A 16,184-nucleotide genomic window follows, 5' to 3' on the forward strand; every position below is an offset into this window, starting at 1 on the left:
CAATGAGCACCTGTAAGACAACACCTAACAAAATCGAATATATTAATAACTTGTTTTTAAACAACCCCGCTTTAAACACTGACTGGTTCATAGATCGGAAATTTAAGGAATGAACTAGCTGAGAAAAGCTTAAAGTGATAAAGGCCATCGTCTGAGCATGTGTCAATACTTCATCGGAAACATTCTTTGTAACTCCCTCTAGTCCAATTAAAAAGGCAACTAAAGTTGCAACACCTATTAATAGACCGTTTAGCAATAAGAAAGGAATCATTCCATGAAATAATTGTTCCTTTTTAGGTCTTGGCTTTTCCTTCATCACTCCTGGTTCCTCAGGATCCATACCAAGAGCCAGAGCTGGGAAAGTATCCGTCACCAGGTTAATCCATAAAATATGAATAGAACGTAAAGGAGTGGGCCATCCAGCAATAATCGCAAAAAACAATGCAATGATTTCCCCGAGATTACAGGACAAAAGGAAGATAATAGATTTTTTAATATTTTTATAAATATTTCTACCTTCTTCAACCGCTTTTACGATGGAAGAAAAATTATCATCTGTAAGTACCATGTCTGAGGCACCTTTTGCTACATCCGTTCCGGTTATACCCATAGCAACTCCTATATCTGCCTCTTTTAAGGATGGTGCATCATTCACTCCATCTCCTGTCATCGAAACCGTGTTACCAGCGGCCTTCATAGCTTGGACAATTTTCACCTTGTGCTCTGGAGAAACACGAGCAAACACATTGATGTTTTGGCAGGTCTTAACCAATTGTTCTTGGTCTAAGGAGTCCAATTCAACGCCCTCCATAACCTCTGCATCAGAAGAAGCAATTCCAAGATCCTTGGCAATAGCAAATGCCGTATCCTTGTGATCTCCCGTAATCATTACAGTACGGATACCTGCACTCTTACATAGTGCAATAGAGTCTTTAACTTCTAATCTAGGAGGGTCAATCATTCCAACGAATCCAACGAAAATAAGGTCATTTTCAGCCTGCTCCAGTATTATCTCCGTATCCACCTTATATGCTGCAGCTAACACTCGCAGTGCCTCACTAGACATAGAGTGAGATGCATTTAAAATGATTACTTTATCCTCTTCCGTTAATGGTTTAACCTCTCCATTACTCCAAATTCTATTACATCGACCAAGTAATCGATCTATTGCCCCTTTGGTCATATAGTAATAGCCGTCTTCAGACTCGTGGAACGTCGTCATCAACTTTCGTTCCGAGTCAAATGGAATCTCTGCGACTCTTTTTAGCTCAGCTTCGAGGACATTTTTGTCTATCCCATGGCTTGCTCCTGCAGCGATTAACGCAATTTCAGTTGGGTCACCTGTTGCAGCACCCTTCGTATAGGTAGCATCATTACACAAAACGAAAATTCTCATTAAACGTTCATGCCCAGTACTAGCCTTTTTTAGATTAGCAATTTCCTGGGTCTCTCCATTTAAGAAAAACTTTGTTACGGTCATTTTGTTTTGCGTAAGCGTGCCCGTCTTATCAGAACAGATTACATTTACGGATCCTAAAGCCTCAACCGCTGGGAGCTTACGAATGATTACATGTTGTTTAATCATTCTTTGTACACCAATTGCCAACACAATAGAAACTATAGCCGGCATACCTTCAGGAATAGCAGCAACTGCAAGACTGATCGCAATCATGAACATTTCTAGTAAATCTCTTCCTTGAATCATTCCGATTAAGAAAATCAGCAAGGATATCCCCATTGCTGCAAAACCTAAATACTTACCTACTTGAGCTAGGCTTTTTTGTAAGGGAGTTTGCTCATCCCCTGTATGTAGCATGCCTGCTATTTTACCAATTTGGGTGTTCATACCTGTTCCTACCGCTACGCCTGTTCCTCTACCAGCTGTAACTAGGGTGGACATGAATAACATATTTTTTTGATCGCCTAGAGGAATTGTCTTTTCCTCTGTATTAAGCTTTACATGTGCATCCTTTTCAACGGGAACAGATTCTCCAGTTAAAGCTGCTTCCTCTACTTTAAGGTTGGCGGATTCAATTAACCTAATATCACATGGTATATACGACCCCGCACCTACCACAATAATGTCACCCGTTACTACCTCAACCGAATCTATCTCTTTGGATTGACCATCCCTTTTGACTACAGCCTTTGGAGTGGACATATTTTTTAGTGCTTCTAATGCTTCCTCTGCTTTTGACTCTTGAATGACACCTACAACTGCATTGATAATAACTACTATCCCAATAATAATTGCGTCTGCCACTTCTCCTACAAAAGCTGAAACTGCCGCAGCAACAATAAGTACATAAATAAGTACATTATTAATCTGGGCAAAAATTCTTTCTAGCCATGACTTCTTTTTAGCAGCTGCTAAACGGTTTGGACCATTTTTCTCTAATCTCTGTCTTGCTTCATCTGTGGTTAGACCAGCTTGTACATTAACTTGAAGCTCTGTTGCTATATCTTCCGTCTTTTTTTTATACCACATGAGTTTTCGTGCCTCCTTTTTATGTATATATCTTTCCCCTAGAAAAAATTATAATGTAAATAATTTTAAATATCAGTCGTACTTTAGGGTCTAAAAAAGCGACATTCTAAAAAAAAGCGACTGTAACACTAGAAGTGTTAACTAGCCGCTCTCATCCTTCCTCTGATATTTCCCCATTTTCATTAATTGCAACTCTTTTACCATTCGTAAAATGAATATCTATTTGAGAGGTAACACTCATCTTTCTAGAGAAATACCATCTGCGATGTGGAGGAACCAATAATATAAATGTATCCTTTCTACCTATAAAATTTAGCTCCTCCGGTTCAATACGAACGTGACCTGAAACGGCAATGCCTAGTTTTTGAAGCTGTTCACCTACTTGTTTCACGAAAGGAGTGGTTATACTTACTTCACTTATATTCAGCAAGGATTCAATACTGAAGTCACTCCATTTATCTACATGTCTTCTAGCGATAAACTCAATTACGTTACCAGCTGGATCCTCGAAGTAAAATGCGTCTGCGTCGAATCGGCTGTAATATATATCATCCAACCCATCCTCTCTATTTAGCAATACTCTTTCCTTTGCCCAGAGCTTAGCAAGTGTGTACTGGTTACCCGGAATGTTAATAGCAAAATGATATAATGAAGGATGTTCTGATTCTTGAAAAACAAGAGTAGACTCACCAATTTCCACTTGAAAGTAATGGTCATCTGCTTCCGTAATATTGAGCTCTAACACATTCCCATAAAATCCTCGCAGTTCCTGCAACTTATTTGTATACATGGTTACTCTTTTAAACATACTCGCACCCCTTTTTATTTAACATCAATTACTTCAAATCGTTCACAGACTAACAATAAATCTTCTTCAAACTTCAACCCAACTTTGTCTAATTCATTTGTGAAAAAATTTATGTGCGTTTTTTTCCAATAATCATAACTTCTGTCTCCTTCACCCTCTGCATGCGCAAATTCTTCAGAAATTCTATTCATTGGTTTAATGGTGACATCCTTTGTTTTTATAATACAAACTGGTTCATCCTTTGTATTTAAGATAATATTATACTCACCAACCTGTGGAAGTGGCTCATTTTCTATTTCATATAGTATATGAGCGGAACAAGTAGCAGTTTTTATTCTGTTTACAACTAGTTGTGCCAAAGTGTCCGCATCTTCTCCAAATTGCCAAGCGGAGACCTTGGGCTCATACTCTTTATCTTTCCAAAAACTGTCCCAATATTCTCTAACAGCTACATTCATGTTGATTACCTCTTTTATTTAATATTTCGTTAATTTTAGTATAGAGAAGGGTTTTTAAAAATACTATTGATATTTTCACTATTTCATTCAAGTTACCAGAACTAACTAGTAGTAATGCAGGATTTATAAGAGATGAGTGTATACAGTAAGACAAGAAGAACAATCATACAGGGATGCTATCGTTAATAAAGCGATCAGGACATCCTACATAAGGGAGCTAATGAAATGACTAAAAAATTATATTACGAAGATCCTCACCTAACTACTTTTACTGCCTCTATCATAAAAAAAGAACCTGAATATGTAATAATTTCAGAAACAGCTTTCTATCCTACTGGAGGTGGGCAACCATGTGATACTGGAAGCCTAAATGATATTTCCGTAGTCAACGTAGAGATTATAGATGGAGAACTAAGACATTTTCTAGCTGAGCCATTAGATTCTCAGTCCACAGAAGTGAAAGGGAATATCAACTGGATGAGACGTTTCGATCATATGCAGCAGCATGCAGGTCAGCACATCTTATCCGCGGCCTTTGCGGAGCTTTTCCAAATGCAAACAGTAAGCTTCCACCTTGGTAAAGAAACTGCAACAATAGATTTAGATACAACTGAAGTTACGACGGAGCAATTAAAAAAAGTTGAAGAATTAGCTAATCAAATAATTCTGGAAAACCGCTCTATTGAAACAAAGTGGGTAACAGAAGATGAGCTCGTTCAATACAAATTACGTAAGGCAACCAGTATTAAGGAAGACATCCGTTTAGTCATTATTCCTGATTTCGATTACAACGCTTGCGGCGGCACTCATCCATCCTCGACTGGACAAGTAGGTTCCATTAAAATCCTGCAGACAGAGAAACAAAAACGGCATATTCGAGTGGAATTTGTCTGTGGTAAAAGAGTGTTAACACAACTTGACCGTAAGCAGGATGTATTACTTAGCCTAATTAGCAAGCTGAGTTCACCAGAGGAAAAGCTAGTCGATGCTGCAAATAACCTATTGCATACTAACAAAACCTTAGAAAAACTATTAAATGAGCACAAACAGGAGCTTTTAAAGTTCGAAGCCAAGGAGTTATTAAAACAATCTTTTAACGATATAGTAGGTGTTACTTTTGAAAATAGAACTATTCAGGATCTACAAAGGCTTGCTCGCTTCCTTGTAGAGGAATCCCCTTCCTCCCTATGTGTATTAGTTTCACACAATGAAGAAAAGCTTCAAATCGTAACTGCCCGAGGTACAAATAGAGAAGAGAGTATGAAAGCATTGCTTTTACAGCTACTTCCTCTAATTAATGGTAAGGGTGGAGGAAACGATACACTTGCCCAAGGTGGAGGCGAAGCAGCGCTCTCTAGTACAGAGCTCTTAAATAAGGCTTTAACTTACATTAACTAGCCGTGCCATAAAAGCTCCTTCTACATATACTAACTCGACTAAGTAGAAGGAGGATATTATTTTGACGAATCAATTTAATTTTCCGGGTTTATTTCCCGGCGGATTTCCGGGAAGACCACCGGGAGGACCTGGAAGCACAGGAAGACCGCCTGGAGGGCCAGGTGGCTTTCCTGGTATACCAGGTTTTCCAGGATCACCGGGTTCGCCAGGTTTTCCAGGGTCTCCGGGTTTTCCGGGCTCGCCAGGGATGCCTGGATTTCCAAATAGACCTCCAGGTGGCGGCCCAGGTACACCAGGTAGGCCTCCTGGACAAAATACACAAGGAGGCCCTCCAACTAGCCCTCCACCCTCGTTTATTCCTCAACAAAGACAGGATGTAGGCGTGTTTGCGGTTGACCCTGGCGCTATTAGAAGTTGCTTGTTCCGAAACACCTATATTTGGTTAAACAATGGTAGAGGATTTTGGATTTTCCCAACCTATGTAGGAAGAAATTCAGTCTCTGGTTTTCGCTGGAATGGTTTTCGTTGGACCTTCTATGGTACAGATCTTGGAAGAATAACATCTTTTCAATGCTTCTAAAAAGCCGAGTCTTCTCGGCTTTTTTTTATTTTTTATAACATGTATTCCTTTACAGACTATGTAAGGAGTATTAAAATAAAACTTAGCTAGTTAAATAATTTTCCATGTTAGGGGCAATAAGATGACAAATCCACTTATTCACGAGCTTTTCCAAAAGACTCGTTATTTATCCTATGAGGTAAACAAAACGTTAAAGGATTATAATCTTTATTCATCACAATGGTCTGTCTTAAATTGTGTCTATCGACATAATGAAATGACACTGACTCAAATTTGGAAGTATTTAAATGTGGAAGCCCCTACAATCACTCGTACAGTCAATCGATTGGCCGTTTTAGGTTGGCTAGACATAAAGGCTGGAAAAGACCGTCGTGAAAAAATAGTAAGACTTTCAACTAAAGCGCTAGAAACCTTTCCTACTATTGAAAACTCTATGAATGTTTTCGAAAACGAAATGATTTCTGCCCTGTCTAAGGAAGACCAACAGCTTTTAATGGAGTTGTTAAAAAAAATTAATAAGGAGTAATGATTTTTGACTAACAAGGAACCAATATGGACTAAACCTTTTATCAGTTTGTTCAGTACAAACTTCTCCATATTTATCATCTTCTATGGCTTAGTAACTGTTCTTCCTCTTTACGCTACAGATGTATTAGAGCGTTCGGATGAAGATGCCGGTTTACTAATGACCATTTTTTTAATTTCTGCAATTGTTATGCGTCCGTTTACCGGTAAGCTTTTAGATTTAGCTGGTAAGAGAAAGATGCTTTGGATCAGTTTATTTTTATACTTAATTTGCACAGTTATGTATTACTTCATAGAACCCTTTAGTATCTTGCTTATTTTGCGCTTTGTCCAAGGTATTTGGTTTAGTATCGTTACAACCGCCAGTGGCTCCCTTGCTGCAGACAATATTCCACCATCTAGACGTGGTGCAGGATTAGGATACTTTACTATGTCTACAAACTTAGCTGTTGTAGTAGGTCCCTTCATCGCTTTGACGATTGTTCAGTACTTCTCATATGATATTTTCTTTATAGCTATGAGTCTACTTTTATTAATTGGTGCTGTAACGGCATTATCCATTCCACCGGAGAAACAACCAGCCGTGCCACCTGTCAGAGCAAAAATGACTTTAAACGATCTTTTTGAAAAGAAATCTTTACCAATCGCATTAATCGGGAGCTTAGTCGCTTTTTCGTATGCAAGTATTCTATCTTATCTTTCTATATACTCCCAACAAAAAGATTTGTTGTATCTAACTAGTAGCTTCTTTGCAGTTTTTGCTATTGTGATGCTTGTAAGTAGACCATTTACCGGAAGAATTTTTGATGAAAAAGGACCACGATACATAATAATACCGGGATTAGTCTTCTTTATGTTTGGACTTATTTTGTTAGCATATATGGATAGTCCCTTTACATTCTTATTGTCTGGCGCTTTAATTGGTTTAGGATATGGAGCTATTGTACCTAGCTTCCAAACACTGGCTATACAGTCTACTACTCATGAGAGAAGTGGCTATGCAACAGCTACCTTCTTTACATTGTTCGATACCGGTATTGCTATAGGTTCTTTTATCCTCGGAATTGTTGCATCAAAACTTGGGTATCAAGGGCTTTATCTGCTATCTAGCGGTATTGTTGCCTTGACCTTGATTGTATTCTTAATGCAAATGAAGCGATTGAGAGCAAACCTTAATCGGTAAGCTTAATACCTTTTGTGGGACAAACACTTTGTTCCGAGTTAATCCGTTTATATTATAAAAAGCACAATGCAGAAGTCGACTGCATTGTGCTTTTTATTTAAATAGATGTATATAAACCCTATATTTGGTAAGACTTATGTGGACTTAAAAATGTAAAATTAGGAGGGATATAAGTGTATAAACATATTACAGTTACTTTAGTAATTACTAGCGTTTTATTGGCAGGGTGTAGCTTTTCTTCAGTTGATGCAGATAAAGGTGAGATGGTGGATGTTTCATTGATGAATTCGGAAGGTAAACAAGTAGGAACTGCAACGCTTTCAGAAACCTCCAAGGGTACCCACATTTTGTTAAAAGCAGAGGGGTTAGCTCCTGGAATTAAGGCCATTCATTTTCATGAGAAGGCTAGCTGTGAAAAACCAACATTTGAATCCGCTGGAGGTCATTTTAATCCTACTGGAAAAGAGCATGGATTTCAAAATCATAAAGGGTATCACGCCGGAGATCTACCCAATATTGAAATAGACAAGGATGGAACTGTTGAGTTAGAAACTATTTCACCCGCTGTAGTGTTAACTCAAGGGAAAAGTAATTCTTTGTTAGATGCTGATGGTAGTGCTATTGTTATTCATGAAAGTGCTGATGATTATAAAACCGATCCTGCAGGTAATTCTGGCAAAAGAATTGTATGCGGAGAAATTAAGAAATAAGTTGGAGTGTGAAACACGTGAGAAAAGTAGGCTGGTTTCTTCTTTTGTTAGTAGCCATTTTCTTCTCCAGACCTTTGTGGGAGGAATATACAACTGAATATGTTGATCTTTCTTTTCTTCAGCCTGTAGATGAATGGATAGAGTCTATGGAGGTTGGTCAGTATCTAAATGAAGCGAAGGCTTACTGGCAAGAGATGAAATCTAATCCTACTTCCTCCCCAACTAAAACGAACATTCCTCTTTCTGATGCAGGCATTGAGCTAGATCAGATTAAGATGGGTATGAAAAAAAGCGAGATTGAAACGATATATGGAAAAGCTCAAAGAGTTAGTCTAAACGAATATGGATTAGTTTGGCATACTCACCATGAAAACTATCAAAATTTCATGATGGTTTCTTATGATTCTCAAAATAAGGTAAATGCCATGTTTACTAATCAGCCCTCTAACTCCATGTTTCTAGGGATGACTATGGATAGTAATAGAGATCAGGTGCTTGCTGCTTTAGGAGAACCTATTAAACGTTTAAAAAAGGGTAACATCGTCTATATACTCCCAGACTCGGGGGAATATGATTTGTTTTTGGTCAATAACAACTATGTTACTTTTTTTTATGATATACATGAGAGCAGTACTATTACAGCAATACAAATTGTAGAGGAATCCGTAGAAAAAAATCATAAAAAAACATTTGGTGAGCCTTCTGAGGAATTGAAAAAAGGATTTGAATATCAGCTTTTCGATTTAACAAATGCTGCTCGTGCGATTCGTGGTTTACCTATCCTCACGTACGATGAATCAGTAAGTGACACCGCTCGGAAGCATAGTGAGGATATGGCTGTCCATAATTATTTTAGTCATGATAACTTACAGGGGCTAACTCCTTTTGACCGAATGGAGCAGGATGGTCTTAGCTTTACCTATGCTGGTGAAAATTTAGCATACGGACAAAGCAGCAGTATTTTTGCCCATGAGGGATTGATGAACTCACTTGGTCACCGTAAAAATATCCTAAGTCCAAATTATAGGAACTTAGGAGTCGGAACAGCTTTTAATGATACTGCTACACCTTACTACACCGAAAACTTTTTTACCCAGTAATAGTTAAAAAGAGGATCACGACTAAATGTCGGAACCCTCTTTTTTTATTTCACTTATTTTAAGTTAAATCCTTTACTTGCTAAGAAATCTTTTACATGGGGTCTGCGAGGACTTTCTAGGAAATCTGCCATTTGACTTGTCCAAGTAGATACCTTTTGGTTAGATCCACGACTCAAGTAATATTCCTTCATCGTTTCATCATACTCTTTCAGAAGCTCTCCGTACTTACCAGAATTATAATCATTTTCATGGAGAATAGCCTCCACTGGTAGACGTGGCTTCACCTCATTTTGTTGGTCAGGCACACCTAGTGTAATTGCGAAGAGTGGAAATACCCCTTCTGGCAGATTAAACAAAGCACTGATTTCATCTAACGCGTTTCTTACCCCACCTATGTAGCAGATGCCATAGCCTTTGTCTTCGGCAGCAATAACAAGGTTTTGCGCGAACAGGGCCACGTCTACCGTCCCTACAATTACATTTTCAACCGTATCAATTGTTATTTCTTTTTCTTGAATTTTGCCGGCTGCCTGTAATCGATTGAAGTCTGCACACATTAGGAGAGCTGCTCCTGCAGTAGCAAATTGAGTAGGGTTTTTGGATAGTCTACCTAGTTCTTCTTTTTTCTCCTCGTCGGAAACCCATATCACACTATAAGCTTGTACAAAGTGGGAGCTGGCTGCATGCTGAGCAGTTTCTATAAGCTCAACTACTTCTTCTCTCGACAGCTTATAATCTTTATATTTTCTCACGGAAGCATGTGCTCGTAACAGTTCTTGAACCATTAGTATTCCTTCTTTCGTTGTTTTTTCTAAAGTAAGTATAGCCTAATTTATTTTAAGAATGAAACAAATCACTCTCTAAGGAAACTGAATGGTTATTAAATACTGTAACTACTAAGCTATGGGCTTTGCTCAGTTTGTTAAATTAATTAAAAATAAGCACAGAAAGGGGATACCATTACTGTGCTTATTTCCATTATTCGTAACTACTAAGCTGAGTGTTCTCGTCAGAGGTAAATGCCCGAGACCTTGTTAGGAATCGTTTGCCCTCTACTCCTTCTAAAGAAAACATTCCTCCTCTTCCCTCTACCACATCAATGATTAGCTGGGTATGCTTCCAGTATTCAAACTGATTCTTGTGCATGTAAAAAGGAACATCCTCAATATGTCCTAAGAGTATATCCTGATCTCCGACAATTAGCTCCCCATTGGGATAGCACATAGGAGAAGATCCTTCACAGCACCCTCCTGATTGATGAAACATTAGGGGACCGTGCTTACTTTTCAATTGCTCGATTAGCTCTAGTGAAGCATCTGTTGCGATGACCCTTTCGACCATCTACACTCATCCTCTCTGTTGCTTAAAAGAATCCTAATTTGTTTTCACTATAGCTCACTAATAGGTTTTTGGTTTGTTGATAGTGACTGAGCATCATCAAATGATTTTCTCTGCCTATTCCAGACATTTTGTAGCCTCCGAAAGCAGCATGGGCCGGGTACTGATGATAACAATTTGTCCATACACGTCCTGCTTGAATAGCACGTCCAAAACGATATGCTGTATTCATATTGCGCGTCCAGATTCCAGAACCTAAGCCGTATAACGTGTCATTTGCTATCTCCAGAGCCTCTTCTTTCGTCTTAAATGTGGTAACAGACACCACTGGACCAAAAATTTCTTCCTGGAATATACGCATTTTGTTATGCCCCTTAAAGACGGTCGGCTTAATGTAATAGCCTTCTGCCAATTCACCTTCTAATGTATTCCGTTCGCCACCGATCAGGCACTCTGCTCCCTCTTGTTTTCCAATATCCAAGTAGGATAGAATTTTCTCCATTTGCTCTGTGGAAGCCTGTGCTCCCATCATGACATTAGGGTCTAAAGGATTTCCTATGTTAATAGACTCTACTCGAGCAATTACTCGTTCCATAAACTTATCGTAAATAGACTCTTGAATAAGCACCCTTGAAGGGCATGTACACACCTCTCCTTGATTTAAAGCGAACAATACAAAGCCCTCTATTGCTTTGTCTAAAAATGCATCATCTTCATCCATTATGTCCTCAAAGAAGATATTTGGTGATTTCCCACCAAGCTCTAGCGTTACTGGAATAAGGTTTTGAGAAGCATACTGCATGATTAAACGGCCAGTGGTAGTTTCTCCGGTAAAGGCAATTTTACTAATTCTAGGACTAGAGGCTAAAGGTTTACCAGCTTCTAAGCCAAATCCATTTACAATATTCACCACGCCAGCAGGGAGTAAATCCTCAATTAGCTCCATTAGCACTAATATAGAGGCTGGCGTTTGCTCTGCTGGTTTTAGCACGACACAGTTACCAGCTGCTAAGGCTGGGGCTAGCTTCCATACTGCCATTAGGATAGGGAAATTCCAAGGAATAATTTGTCCCACTACACCAAGAGGTTCATGGAAATGATATGCAACTGTATCATTGTCTATTTGGCTAAGCCGACCTTCCTGTGCTCTAATAGCTCCAGCAAAATAACGAAAGTGGTCAATAGCTAAAGGTAAATCAGCATTTAAAGTCTCCCGTACCGCTTTACCGTTGTCCCAAGTCTCTGCAATTGCCAACATCTCTAGATTTTCTTCTAAACGGTTAGCAATTTTGTTTAAAATATTTGATCGCTCAGTTACCGATGTCAATCCCCAAGCTTCCTTGGCTGCATGAGCTGCATCTAAAGCCAATTCAATATCCTCCGATGTGGAACGAGCAACCTTTGTAAATACCTTTCCTGTCACAGGTGTGACATTCTCAAAGTACTGTCCATTTACCGGTGGTGTCCACTCTCCGTTGATATAATTATCATACTTGTCCTTAAAAGAAACCTTTGCCCCTTCAGTATTAGGAAATGCATAAACCATCCCAATTCCTCCCCCACATTTTTTTGCGCATTTAAATAATATGCAAAAGAATAATTATGTATGCGCTTACAATTTTACTTTTCTTGAAGATGAATCTTATATCCCTCCTCTACTAATATCAATCTCACAATAATATTAACAGATTAAAATGAATATTCAAACTATATAATTTGATAGACTTATTTAAAGGTGGGCTCTGTTATTTTCATAATTCCTCTATACAGACACGTGCAAATATAAAGCCTTCATTATACTTTTCAGACAGGACCACATAAATTTAAATAGATAGATTAAAACCATCGGTAACATTTTTTGGATAATTTTATTAATATATAGAAAACACTCTTTTAATTATTTGAATTATTTTATAAAATAGAAGAATGGCTATTTTTTAGAAAAGAGGAGATTAAATTGAGTGATATAGCGATTGAGCTAGCAAAAGTTAAAATACCTCACAGAAAAACCCCCAAAAAAGTTGTTGCTGGGCGCATGATCATGATAGCAATTGGAGCTATCCTGATGGCGGTCGGTCTAGAACTTTTCTTAGTTCCCAATCAAATTCTCGATGGTGGAGTAGTAGGAGTTTCTATTATTATTTCACATTTAACTGGAGTAAGATTAGGAGTTTTTATCTTCATACTAAACATCCCATTCTTTTTCCTAGGATACAAGCAAATCGGAAAAACCTTTGCCCTATCCACTCTTTTTGGAATTACTATACTGTCACTCTGTACATCTTATTTGCACCATATTGATGCTTTTACAAAGGATTTACTCCTATCAACTGTATTTGGAGGCATCGTCCTAGGAGTCGGAGTAGGATTAGTTATTCGTCATGGAGGTTCCTTGGATGGCTCTGAAATTTTAGCTATTCTTTTTAATAAAGCATTACCTTTTTCAGTTGGCGAGATTATTATGATTATAAATCTAGTCATATTCTCTGTTGCCGGTTTCGTCTTCACTTGGGAGCAAGCTATGTATTCCTTTTTAGCCTACTTTGTAGCATTTAAAACTATTGATATCGTTATTCAAGGTTTAGATGAATCTAAATCCGTCTTTATTATTAGTGATAAAGTTGAGATTATTGGTGATACTGTCATGGACCGTCTTGGTCGGGGAGTAACATATCTTCATGGTGAAGGTGCCTATACAGGAGATAGTAAGAAGGTAATCTTTACAGTTGTTACTCGATTAGAGGAAGCCAAGCTAAAATCTATTGTGGAAGAAATAGATTCCCATGCATTTTTAGCAGTCGGCAACATAGCCGAGGTACAAGGCGGCAGATTTAAGAAAAAAGACATTCATTAACAAGAAAAGCGTAATCGCCTATCTCTGCCCCGACAGGCAAATGGGGAAAAGCGAGGAGGCAGCTCCTCAGCCACCGCAGCTTTTATCCATTTGACCCGAGGGGCAAGGCGATGAAGCTAGACAACAAGAAAAGCGTAATCGCCTGTCTCTGCCCCGACAGGCAAATGGAAAAAAGCGAGGAGGCAGTTCCTCAGCCACCGGAGCTTTTAGCCATTTGACCCCGAGGGGCAAGGCGATGAAGCTAGACAACAAGAAAAGCGCAATCGCCTGTTATTAACACTACTTTTTATTTTGCATATTTAAAACCCCGTACCTTGTAGAAGGATACGGGGTTTTATTGGTTTTAAGCTAATGATTCTTCTTTATCTAACATAGTTCCAGTTTCAGCAAATTTCGTGTGGAAAGAAAATGCTTTTTCTAATACATGAGGAGTTTGTCCACCTCTAGTTAGGGCCTCCACAAAATAACTGCTTAACTGGTCTCTATACATTGGATGCACACAATTATTAATAATTAAAGATGCGCGCTCTCGAGGAGCTAAACCGCGTAAATCAGCATAGCCTTGCTCTGTCACTACTACATCAACGTCATGCTCGGTATGATCTACATGAGATACAAAAGGAACGATACTAGAGATATTTCCACCCTTAGCAATAGACTTGGTTACAAATATAGCCAGTTTGGCATTGCGTGCAAAGTCTCCAGAACCTCCGATACCATTCATCATCTTTGTACCACATACGTGAGTAGAGTTTACATTTCCGTAAATATCAAACTCTAACGCTGTATTAATAGAGATTAGTCCAAGACGACGGATTATTTCTGGATGATTTGTAATCTCCTGTGGTCTTAGTACAAGCTTTTCACGATATTGATCGAAGTTACCGAATACCTGGTTCATCTTTTCTTCTGATAGTGTAATCGAACATCCAGAAGCAAAGTCGACCTTTCCTGCATCGATCAAATCAAAAACAGAGTCCTGCAATACTTCGGAGTAAACCTCAAGGTTCTCAAATTCCGAATCGATCATTCCGTGTAATACGGCATTAGCAACAGAGCCTATACCAGCTTGAATAGGCGCTAGCTTCTCTGTGAATCTTCCAGCCTTTACTTCCTCACGAAGGAAAGAGATTAGGTGATCTGCCATTTCCTTTGTTTCCTCATCTGGAGGAACAATTGTAGATGGAGAATCTAAATACTTAGTAAAAACGATTCCTTTAACCTTAGATGCATCAAAAGGAATACCAATGGTACCAATTCGTTCACCTACGGAGGTTACAGGGATTGGTTGTCTATTGTCTCCTTGTGCGACTGGCTCATAAACATCATGTAAGCCTTCGAATTCCTCAAGTTGCGCTAAGTTTATTTCAATAATAATGTTATTTGCATGAGTAACAAAGGTTGCAGAGTTACCAACTGAAGTAGTTGGTATAATCATTCCATCCTCTGTGATTGAAACCGCTTCCACAATAGCGAAGTCAATTGTAGGTAAAACACCGTTACGAATTAATTCGGATGTATGAGATAAGTGTTGGTCAACAAATAGATGATCACCTGCATTAATATGCTTTCTCATAGTTGCATCCGCCTGGAATGGTAAACGTTTATTAATAATTCCTGCTTCTGATAGAAGCTTATCTATGTCAGAGCCTACTGAAGCTCCTGTAAATACGTTAACTTTAAAAGTATCTTTCTTAGCTCTATCTACTAATGCTAATGGCACCGCTTTCGCATCACCCGCACGTGTAAATCCGCTTAATCCTAAAGTCATTCCGTCTTGAATCCACGAAGCCGCTTCTTCTGCGCTTACTATTAAGCTATGTAATTTAGTATTTTTAATACGATTAAGTTCTTTTAACATACAGACATCCCCCTCATTAGTTGCCTTGTCTAATTATTTTACTTCGTATCGTCACAAATTTGATAAAAACAGTCAAAGACACTTATAAAATGGATGAAGCAGAAAAAATAATGACTAAAACAGAATGGATTTTAAAAAAATTCATATTTTGCTATATCAAAAAAAGGAATAAATAAAAAAAGCTTGAATAAAAAGAGATTAACCCCTTATCCATGCCTTCTTTTTAAAAACCTAATAATTTCCTAAAATAGCTAGAATACGACTGGCTAACGGATACCTTTTCTCCGGTTTGCATAGCTAATACAAAGGTAGAATGTGTATCCGGGTATATTTCTTTAATCTGATGCACATTGACGATAAAAGAACGGTGACACCGTATAAAGGATTCTCTTGGTAGTCTATATTCAAAATCCTGGAGTGAGCCAGCATGTGTACCAGTAAAATTTTTAGTCACGATTCTCGTTTTTCGATCTCTTGCTTCCAGATAGATAACATCTGAAAAAGGAACAGGCATCCAGCCGTCTAGTGTTTTGACTGTAATAACTGATTTTCCATCCGTCAGAGCAGGATAGATGGCTAAAACAGTTCCTTCTACCTCACCGTTGTGCTGCAAGGGTACAGCCATCCCATGATAAGGAATCCCAAACATTTCTCGATTGATAAATTCAGAGACCTTTTGGTTACTATGCAGCGCTTTATATGCTAGAGTTCCTTCCTTTATAGGGTCCCCTGGTTTTATCTTTAAATCAATGCGTGTGCTTGGTCTATAGTATATATACTTTTCTTTGTCTGAAACGGCTATGGATATTTCGTCCGAAAATAACTGGCCAACTACATCTAAAAGTCCACCTAAAGAGAGCTCGTGCACCCTTTTTTCCCCC

Annotated in this window: 15 protein-coding genes; 7 read left to right on the plus strand and 8 right to left on the minus strand. The window is 38.5% G+C overall.

From position 1 onward, the window contains the following. The 3 genes from AC06OU_RS16645 to AC06OU_RS16655 form a co-directional block, all read right to left on the minus strand. Window positions 1-2,488, minus strand: a 2,488-nt coding sequence (locus tag AC06OU_RS16645) for a cation-translocating P-type ATPase (protein WP_475857271.1), incomplete at its 3' end; no start/stop codon positions are given. 151 nt (window positions 2,489-2,639) lie between these two features. Further along, entirely contained in the window at window positions 2,640-3,296 is a 657-nt protein-coding gene (locus AC06OU_RS16650) for a hypothetical protein (protein ID WP_475857272.1), read from the minus strand. A 14-nt stretch (window positions 3,297-3,310) separates the two neighbouring features. Continuing rightward, entirely contained in the window at window positions 3,311-3,754 is a 444-nt protein-coding gene (locus AC06OU_RS16655; protein WP_475857273.1) for an ASCH domain-containing protein, read from the minus strand. A gap of 225 nt (window positions 3,755-3,979) precedes the next feature. Between AC06OU_RS16655 and AC06OU_RS16660 the strand changes: the two genes are divergently transcribed. From AC06OU_RS16660 to AC06OU_RS16685, 6 genes are all read left to right on the plus strand, one after another. After that, window positions 3,980-5,152, plus strand: a complete 1,173-nt coding sequence (locus AC06OU_RS16660) for an alanyl-tRNA editing protein (RefSeq protein ID WP_475857274.1) — start codon at window positions 3,980-3,982, stop codon at window positions 5,150-5,152. Window positions 5,153-5,213: 61 nt separating this feature from the next. Next, window positions 5,214-5,732: a hypothetical protein gene (locus AC06OU_RS16665; RefSeq protein WP_475857276.1), complete on the plus strand. Its 519-nt coding sequence runs from the start codon at window positions 5,214-5,216 to the stop codon at window positions 5,730-5,732. A 121-nt stretch (window positions 5,733-5,853) separates the two neighbouring features. Continuing rightward, window positions 5,854-6,258 (plus strand): MarR family winged helix-turn-helix transcriptional regulator, encoded by a 405-nt coding sequence (locus AC06OU_RS16670; protein WP_475857277.1) that lies wholly within the window; start codon window positions 5,854-5,856, stop codon window positions 6,256-6,258. A gap of 6 nt (window positions 6,259-6,264) precedes the next feature. Further along, window positions 6,265-7,440, plus strand: a complete 1,176-nt coding sequence (locus AC06OU_RS16675; RefSeq protein ID WP_475857278.1) for an MFS transporter — start codon at window positions 6,265-6,267, stop codon at window positions 7,438-7,440. Window positions 7,441-7,613: 173 nt separating this feature from the next. Then, window positions 7,614-8,150 (plus strand): superoxide dismutase family protein, encoded by a 537-nt coding sequence (locus tag AC06OU_RS16680; RefSeq protein WP_251555631.1) that lies wholly within the window; start codon window positions 7,614-7,616, stop codon window positions 8,148-8,150. 17 nt (window positions 8,151-8,167) lie between these two features. Beyond that, window positions 8,168-9,250 (plus strand): CAP domain-containing protein, encoded by a 1,083-nt coding sequence (locus AC06OU_RS16685; RefSeq protein ID WP_475857280.1) that lies wholly within the window; start codon window positions 8,168-8,170, stop codon window positions 9,248-9,250. 53 nt (window positions 9,251-9,303) lie between these two features. Here AC06OU_RS16685 and nfsA read toward each other — a convergent pair whose 3' ends face one another. From nfsA to adh, 3 genes are all read right to left on the minus strand, one after another. Then, a complete protein-coding gene (gene nfsA, locus AC06OU_RS16690) occupies window positions 9,304-10,035 on the minus strand; it encodes an oxygen-insensitive NADPH nitroreductase (RefSeq protein WP_475857281.1) in 732 nt (243 codons plus the stop codon). A gap of 193 nt (window positions 10,036-10,228) precedes the next feature. Further along, window positions 10,229-10,591 (minus strand): DUF779 domain-containing protein, encoded by a 363-nt coding sequence (locus tag AC06OU_RS16695; protein WP_475857282.1) that lies wholly within the window; start codon window positions 10,589-10,591, stop codon window positions 10,229-10,231. Window positions 10,592-10,613: 22 nt separating this feature from the next. Then, the gene (gene adh / locus AC06OU_RS16700) at window positions 10,614-12,134 is read right to left on the minus strand and encodes an aldehyde dehydrogenase (RefSeq protein ID WP_475857283.1); all 1,521 of its coding nucleotides are present in this window, start codon (window positions 12,132-12,134) and stop codon (window positions 10,614-10,616) included. Window positions 12,135-12,623: 489 nt separating this feature from the next. On the opposite strand from adh, the gene AC06OU_RS16705 reads away from it, so the two are divergent. Further along, a complete protein-coding gene (locus AC06OU_RS16705; protein ID WP_251555656.1) occupies window positions 12,624-13,442 on the plus strand; it encodes a YitT family protein in 819 nt (272 codons plus the stop codon). Window positions 13,443-13,785: 343 nt separating this feature from the next. Here the strand turns inward: AC06OU_RS16705 and AC06OU_RS16710 are convergent, their stop codons facing one another. Next, window positions 13,786-15,303 carry an acetyl-CoA hydrolase/transferase family protein gene (locus AC06OU_RS16710; RefSeq protein WP_475857284.1) on the minus strand — a complete coding sequence of 506 codons (1,518 nt, stop codon included), beginning with the start codon at window positions 15,301-15,303 and terminating at the stop codon, window positions 13,786-13,788. A 223-nt stretch (window positions 15,304-15,526) separates the two neighbouring features. Beyond that, a complete protein-coding gene (locus tag AC06OU_RS16715) occupies window positions 15,527-16,171 on the minus strand; it encodes a LytTR family DNA-binding domain-containing protein (RefSeq protein WP_169361267.1) in 645 nt (214 codons plus the stop codon). Window positions 16,172-16,184 lie beyond the last annotated feature (13 nt).

Source organism: Psychrobacillus sp. (assembly GCF_056205495.1).

Excerpts from the sequence above, each read along its gene's own strand:
- nfsA (WP_475857281.1), bottom strand. The coding sequence starts at position 10,035 with ATGGTTCAAGAACTGTTACGAGCACATGCTTCCGTGAGAAAATATAAA.
- AC06OU_RS16650 (WP_475857272.1), bottom strand. The coding sequence starts at position 3,296 with ATGTTTAAAAGAGTAACCATGTATACAAATAAGTTGCAGGAACTGCGA.
- AC06OU_RS16705 (WP_251555656.1), top strand. The coding sequence starts at position 12,624 with ATGATCATGATAGCAATTGGAGCTATCCTGATGGCGGTCGGTCTAGAA.
- AC06OU_RS16710 (WP_475857284.1), bottom strand. The coding sequence starts at position 15,303 with ATGTTAAAAGAACTTAATCGTATTAAAAATACTAAATTACATAGCTTA.
- AC06OU_RS16660 (WP_475857274.1), top strand. The coding sequence starts at position 3,980 with ATGACTAAAAAATTATATTACGAAGATCCTCACCTAACTACTTTTACT.
- AC06OU_RS16670 (WP_475857277.1), top strand. The coding sequence starts at position 5,854 with ATGACAAATCCACTTATTCACGAGCTTTTCCAAAAGACTCGTTATTTA.
- adh (WP_475857283.1), bottom strand. The coding sequence starts at position 12,134 with ATGGTTTATGCATTTCCTAATACTGAAGGGGCAAAGGTTTCTTTTAAG.
- AC06OU_RS16655 (WP_475857273.1), bottom strand. The coding sequence starts at position 3,754 with ATGAATGTAGCTGTTAGAGAATATTGGGACAGTTTTTGGAAAGATAAA.
- AC06OU_RS16695 (WP_475857282.1), bottom strand. The coding sequence starts at position 10,591 with ATGGTCGAAAGGGTCATCGCAACAGATGCTTCACTAGAGCTAATCGAG.